Source organism: Bacteroidales bacterium, from assembly GCA_023228145.1.
In the GTDB taxonomy this organism is placed as follows: Bacteria; Bacteroidota; Bacteroidia; order Bacteroidales; family CAIWKO01; genus CAIWKO01.
Genome location: JALOBU010000008.1, coordinates 117601 through 124639, shown reverse-complemented (window position 1 = coordinate 124639; position 7039 = coordinate 117601). Strand labels below are relative to the sequence as shown.

4 protein-coding genes are annotated in these 7039 nt (G+C 41.4%); 1 reads left to right on the top strand and 3 read right to left on the bottom strand.

Annotated features, from left to right (window positions below):
* Positions 1-185: 185 nt before the first annotated feature.
* The 3 genes from M0R16_05960 to M0R16_05950 form a co-directional block, all read right to left on the bottom strand.
* Positions 186-1889 (bottom strand): ABC transporter ATP-binding protein, encoded by a 1704-nt coding sequence (locus M0R16_05960; GenBank protein ID MCK9612430.1) that lies wholly within the window; start codon positions 1887-1889, stop codon positions 186-188.
* A gap of 54 nt (positions 1890-1943) precedes the next feature.
* Complete coding sequence (locus tag M0R16_05955; GenBank protein ID MCK9612429.1) at positions 1944-3626, bottom strand: C69 family dipeptidase; 1683 nt, start codon at positions 3624-3626, stop codon at positions 1944-1946.
* A gap of 85 nt (positions 3627-3711) precedes the next feature.
* On the bottom strand, positions 3712-4623 hold the full coding sequence (locus tag M0R16_05950; protein MCK9612428.1) for an LD-carboxypeptidase: 912 nt from the start codon (positions 4621-4623) through the stop codon (positions 3712-3714).
* Between the two features lie 311 nt (positions 4624-4934).
* Here M0R16_05950 and metG point away from each other — a divergent pair, with 311 nt between their 5' ends.
* Entirely contained in the window at positions 4935-6992 is a 2058-nt protein-coding gene (gene metG, locus M0R16_05945) for a methionine--tRNA ligase (GenBank protein MCK9612427.1), read from the top strand.
* Positions 6993-7039: the final 47 nt, after the last annotated feature.

The window sequence follows — 7039 nt, the reverse complement described above, 5'->3', positions numbered from 1 at the left end:
CTGGTTTATAGAGTTTTTGCTGTTGTTAAACGTGATGAACCTTTTGTCAGAATGGCTGTGTAATTGGGGTTTAAATTTGTTAAAAAAAAACTTTAAAAAAAATTTGTTTTTAACTTAGAATACTCAACCATCGGCGGGTTTATTAAATTGCCTTCCAACCATCAAAGGATTTAGCTCTTCTCAAATTATAACCCTTGAGGAATAGATGCAATGAGTCTTTGGGTATATTCGGTTTGGGGCTTCATGTAAATTTCGTCCGGGTCGCCGGATTCAACAAATTTCCCTTCTTTCATCACAAACATGCGGTCGGACATATATTTTACCACGGACAAGTCGTGAGAAATAAAAATCAGAGAAAATCCGTATTCTTTTTTTAAGTCGTTGAGCAGGTTCAGCACCTGTGCCTGAACAGAAACATCCAGCGCTGAAACGGACTCGTCGCAAATGATAAATCCGGGCTTTAACGCCAGTGCGCGTGCTATGCAGATACGCTGGCGCTGCCCGCCTGAAAGCTCGTGAGGGTAACGCTCAAAAATGCTTTCGTCAAGGTTCACTTTTTTCAATATTTCAAGCGTTATGTTTTTTCTTTCATCCTTATTTTTTCCCATTCCGTGAACACGCATTCCTTCGGTAATGGCTTTGCCGACTGTTAAGCGCGGGTTTAAAGAAGAGTAAGGGTCCTGAAAAATAATCTGAAAATCTTTACGGATTTTTCTGAGTTTGCTTTTTGAATAGGAAGTAATTTCGTTCCCCAGAAAAAAGATTTTTCCTCCGCCGGGTTCTATCAACCTTAGAATCGTACGGCCAAGTGTGGTTTTTCCGCATCCCGATTCGCCCACAATGCCGAGGGTTTCGCCGGGATATACCTTTAAACTGACATCGTCAACGGCCTTAAATGCTGCTGATTTTTGAAACAATCCCCGTTTTTGCTTAAAATAGGTTTTTATATGGACAGCTTCCAGCATGGGCTTGTTTTTGTAAATGCTTTCATGCGATTGCCGGCGTTCTGTCTGTGTAAGCTCTTCAAAAATACCGTCTGTATTATTATTTATAAATTTGTCAACAGTGGGGAGCGTTTTATAGCGCTTTTCCAATTTGGGCCTGCAGGCAAGCAAGCCCTTGGTGTAAGGATGTTGCGGGTTTTTAAAAATATCGCTTACCAGGCCCTGTTCCACCACTTCCCCTTTATACATCACCAGCACATAGTCTGCTATTTCGGCAACGACACCAAGGTCGTGGGAAATAAAAATTATGCTCATTTTGTATTTCTGCTGCAGGTTTTTCATCAGTTCAAGGATGTTTTTCTGCACGGTAACATCAAGGGCAGTTGTTGGCTCGTCTGCGATGAGCAGCGATGGACGGCAGCTCATGGCAATGGCAATCATCACACGTTGCTTCTGCCCTCCTGAAAGTTCGTGAGGATAAGAACGGTAAGCCTTTTCCGGAGCAGGAAGCATCACTTCTTTAAACCATTCAAGCGTTGCCTGCCTGGCAGCTTTTTTAGAGATGTTTTGGTGCAAGCGTATGGCTTCGGTAACTTGCCTGCCGCATTTATACACCGGGTTCAGCGAAGTCATGGGTTCCTGAAAAATCATGGCCAGTTCGGCGCCCCTGAATTTCATCTTTTTTTTCTCCGGTAAAGCAAGGAGGTCGTAAGTATTTTCGTTTTTGTCCTTGAAAAATGCTTTTCCCTTCCTGATGTTTGAGATGCCCGGCGGAAGCAGACCCATCAATGCCAGCGAAGTTACCGATTTCCCCGAGCCGGATTCGCCGACAATACCAATGGTTTTTCCTTTTTCAAGAGAGAAGGATATGTTGCGCACTGCATGAACTGTGCCGCTGTCGCTTTTAAAATCAACACAGAGATTTTGCAGTTCGAGTAAGGGCATGGAAAATGATTTAAAAAACAGCCGCCTTTCAGCGGCTGTCAAATATAAAAAATATTAATGTCCGCCCGGGCCTAAATTACGGTATCTGTCGCCAGTTTCCTTAATAATCATGCGGTACCATTCATCTCTGTATGGCGGTTGTTTTATTTTTGATGATTCTTTGTTTTTGCCCGGATACTTAATATTGCCGTCCATATATTTTACGAAAAGGTCTGCGTATAATTTTTTCCATCGGACAACAAGCTCATTTCCTGTTTTAACTGAGTATTGTGTCAGAAAATCAACAGCTTTGGCGGGCGATTCCTGATAAAGGGCTGAGGCTTTTTTGTCAATTTCGGGTACTTCCTCTGTGATATATCTTGTTTCAATTTCTTTTTGCAGGGTTCGTATTTCAGGAATTATGTCACAATAACGGGTATAAGCAAAATTGGAAACCTGGTTAAAAACCCAGAAGGCAGCGTTTTCATTAAAGGTTACCATATCGCCCAAACCTACAGCATAAGAATCGGGGACCCTGTTGATGCCGCAATACATAGGGGCATAGACTGTGCTGTATGAATCGTCCACACCAAACCAAATGATGCCGCCAACGGGTGCCGGCAGCCAGCTACGGCTTTGTGTTACGAAAGAAAATCCGGTTTGCTGGGTAGAGGTTGCTCTTTCGTGGATGTAATCTACGCCGTCAATTTTCCAGGTCATGGGCCTCCAGCGGTAGGGGCACTTAAAAGGTCCGGCACCCAAATCGTTGTTCATATCCATCGGAGTGCCTTCAAAATGGTCGCGCATTATTTCCATGACATCATAAACACTCAGCTTCCTGTCGGGCTTTATCCATAAAGGAAAACGGTTCTTCAGATTTTTACCCATCGCATAATCCAGGTATTGACCCATATCCTTATTAACACGGTTGAAACCGGCCCAAACACGCGCTTCGCAGAAACGGGCGCCTTCAAAATTAATCGGAGCATAAGCATCGGCAAAACTGAAATCAGCATCTTTGCCGCTGAAATAACCTTTTGTCTTTGCAAACTCAATGATATCATGAGCATATATGCACTCAATAGCGGGTAAATTTATTTTTTTATACTGCAGGTCGGTAATAGAGGTTTTTCCATCTGCCAGAGGAAACGTTGTGATACGGGCCTGGTTGGCATGTCCGCTGATATAACCATCGGGAATACGGCGGGCCACCCATACGGCTCCTTTGTTTCCGGCCCCTTTGCTGATAATTTCAAATATCCATGCTTCGTTTGCGTCGCAAATGGAAAAGGATTCTCCGGAGCTGTAATATCCATATTCTGCAACCAGCTCCCCTATAAGCTTAATGGCTTCCCGCGCTGTTTTACAACGCTGTAATGAAATATAAATCAAACTTCCATAATCCATGATTCCTGTTGAATCAAAAAGCTCTTCCCTGCCGCCATAAGTGGTTTCGCCAATAGCAAGCTGGTATTCGTTAATGTTCCCAATAACCGAATAGGTGTGAAGGGCTTGTTTGATTTTCCCGCGGAATTCCCCGGTGTCCCATTCATAAACATCCATCGTGGTTCCTTCGGGATAATCCTGGGCGGGCTTGTAATAAAGTTCACCATAAAGCTGGTGGGAGTCGGCCGTATAAGAAATCATCACCGAGCCATCGGTGGAAGCACCTTTAGTAATGATAAAATTTGTACATGCGTTGCTGTTCTGAAAAATAAAAAAGAACATAACTGCTGTTGTTAGAAATAGTTTTTTCATAGATATTTTTTTGTTAGTAATGATTTTCAAAAATAGTATTTTTTTTATTATGGAAGCGCAGAAAAGCATCTGCGTTACGACAAGCTTATTCAAAGCACAACTCAGAGCCGGTATCAGAAACTACCAACTTAACTTCCCTGCCAAATATAAGAGCCCGATTGTCTTCTATATGCCCTGCAGGGAAACCGAAGCATACAGGATAGCTGTAGGGAGTAACATGTTCTGCAATGATTTCATAAGCGCTTTTTCCGAAAGGAACCGTATTGTCATTCATATTGCTCATGCCGCCAACAATAAGCCCTGCTAGGTTTTGCAGTTTCCCCGAACGCTTCAGTTGCATCATCATGCGGTCAATATGATACAGGTATTCTTCAAGATCTTCAATAAACAATATTTTTCCTTTTGTATCAATATCAGATACGGAGTCGCTCAAGGCATACAAAATAGATAAATTTCCACCGGTCAATATTCCTGATGTTTCTCCTGTCTTGTCGAATTCGTGGCCAGAAACAGAATATGTAATTGGCTCTCCAAACAAAGCTTTTCTTAAACTTTCAAGCGCTTCAGATGTGTTGGCCAGAAAACTAAGCGGCATGGAACAGTGAAGTGTCTCTGTTGCATACAAGTTGTTGATATGCGAATGCAATATAGTAACATCACTATAGCCAGCAATCCATTTTGGTTTGGCGGCAAAGAAAGAAAAATCAAAGTTGTCGATAATTCGTAATGTGCCATAACCACCCCGTGCGCATATTATTGCTTTTATATCAGGATTATCAAGCAGTTCCTGAAAACCCGTAATCCGCTCTTCATCGGTGCCAGCATATTGATGGTCGCTTAAAAAAAGGTTAGAAGCAAAAACCGGTTCCAGTCCCCAGCTTTTAAAAATATCCAATGCAAATTGAAGCTCTTCGGGGCTTATCTTGCGGGCCGGAGCGGCGATGCCGATTTTATCACCGACACATAATGGTTGAGGAGTCTTAAGCGTTAAGGTCATTGGTAAAAATTACAAGTCAATGATACATAAATGTGATTATGTCCCAAACACTGTGTTGCTCTGTTTTTACTCTGTTTCTCTGTGGTTAGTGAATAATGTAATAAACCACAGAGTTCACGGAGATTTTAATGAAGAACACAGAGTTCTGGTATTTCTTTAATAATTAACTTTCCAAAATTATTGTAATGTCAAATCTAAATAAAATTTTTTACCCGCATAAAAATAAATGACAAGAATTATTACAAATAAATATAAACAGGAATAATTAATTTTGCATTTATTAGCATCTTGTTTTACAAAAAACTTTTTTCATGGAGCATCCACAAAAAAAATATAAACGAACCACCATAACCTCTGCCCTGCCCTATGCCAATGGGCCTGTACATATCGGGCATCTTGCAGGTGTTTATGTCCCCGCAGATATTTATGCACGTTATCTGCGCTCAAAAGGCGAAGAAGTAATTTTTATCGGAGGTTCCGACGAGCATGGGGTTCCCATTACCATAAAAGCCCGTAACGAAAAATGCACACCTAAAGATATTGTCGATAAATATCATAATATTATTAAAACATCTTTTGAAGAATTTGGAATTTCTTTTGATATTTATTCCCGAACTTCCAATAAAACACATCACGAAACTTCTTCGGAAATTTTTAAAACACTTTACGATAAAGGCGAGTTCATTGAAAAAACCACCGAACAATATTATGACGAAGAAGCCAAACAGTTTCTTGCCGACAGATATATTACCGGGACCTGTCCTCACTGCAACAATGAAAAGGCATACGGTGATCAGTGCGAACAATGCGGTACGTCTCTGAATGCCACCGACCTTATAAATCCAAAATCAGTTTTAAGCGGAAATCTTCCTGTACTGAAAGAAACCAAACACTGGTTTTTGCCGCTCGACAAGTACGAACCCTGGCTCCGGCAGTGGGTACTTGAAGAACATAAAGAGTGGAAAACAAATGTTTATGGACAATGCAAATCCTGGCTTGACCAGGGCCTGCAACCGCGTGCTGTTACCCGCGACCTTGACTGGGGTGTGAAAGTGCCTGTTGACGGCGCCGAAGGGAAAGTGTTGTATGTATGGTTTGATGCGCCTATCGGATATATTTCCGCAACTAAAGAATGGGCTGCGACAAATGGAAAAAACTGGGAGACTTACTGGAAAGACAAAGAAACGCGTCTGTTGCATTTTATTGGAAAAGACAATATTGTTTTTCATTGTATTGTATTCCCGTCCATACTGCATGCAGAGGGCAGTTATATTCTTCCTGACAATGTGCCTGCTAACGAATTTTTAAACCTGGAAGGAGATAAAATTTCTACTTCCCGTAATTGGGCTGTCTGGTTGCACGAATATCTACAGGAGTTTCCGGGGAAACAGGATGTTTTAAGATATACCCTGACTGCAACAGCCCCGGAAACTAAAGACAATGATTTTACATGGAAAGATTTTCAGGCAAGAAACAATAACGAGTTGGTCGCCATACTGGGAAATTTTGTGAACCGGGCTTTGGTACTTACTCACAAATATTACAACGGAGAAGTTCCTGCTTGTTCAATTTTAACTGATTATGATAATCAAGTGCTGGCTGAGTTGTCAAAATTTCCGGTTACTATTGCTGAAAGTCTTGATGCATTTCGTTTTCGTGAAGCTCTTGCCGAAACAATGAACCTGGCGCGCCTTGGAAATAAATACCTCGCTGACACTGAACCATGGAAACTCATCGCCACTGATACCGAACGCGTAAAAACGATTATGAATATTGCACTTCAGATATGTGCTAATCTCAGCATAGTAATGGAGCCGTTTTTACCATTCACTGCAAAAAAACTTTGCGAACTGCTTATTTTCCAAAAACATCTGTGGAATGATGCCGGTAAAAAGGAATTATTAAAACCGGGGCATAAAATTAACCAGCCGGAACTGTTGTTCGAAAAAATTGAAGATGATGCCATAGAATTTCAATTAAAAAAACTGATGGATACCAAAAAAGAAAACCAGGCAAATAACATCGCCTTGCAAGCTGCAAAAGACATTATACAATATGACGATTTTTCGCGCATGGATTTAAGAACTGCAACCATACTTGAAGCTGAGGTTGTTCCCAAAACAAAAAAACTTCTAAAACTGAAGCTCGACACAGGCATTGACGTCAGAACTGTGGTTTCGGGTATTGCAGAGTTTTATCAGCCCGAACAAATTATAGGAAAAAAAGTGGTTTTGCTTGCCAATCTTGCCCCAAAAGAAATCAAGGGCATTCCTTCGCAGGGCATGATACTGATGGCGGAAAACAGTGAGGGAAAATTATGTTTTGTTTCGCCCACTGAAGTTTTTCATAACGGATGTGTCGTGAAATAGGCCGAGCTGAGTGTTGAGGTGACTGAAAAAGAAACTAAAATAGTTTC

Coding starts and splice junctions, on each gene's coding strand:
- M0R16_05960 (MCK9612430.1), bottom strand. CDS start 1,889: ATGCCCTTACTCGAACTGCAAAATCTCTGTGTTGATTTTAAAAGCGAC.
- M0R16_05955 (MCK9612429.1), bottom strand. CDS start 3,626: ATGAAAAAACTATTTCTAACAACAGCAGTTATGTTCTTTTTTATTTTT.
- M0R16_05950 (MCK9612428.1), bottom strand. CDS start 4,623: ATGACCTTAACGCTTAAGACTCCTCAACCATTATGTGTCGGTGATAAA.
- metG (MCK9612427.1), top strand. CDS start 4,935: ATGGAGCATCCACAAAAAAAATATAAACGAACCACCATAACCTCTGCC.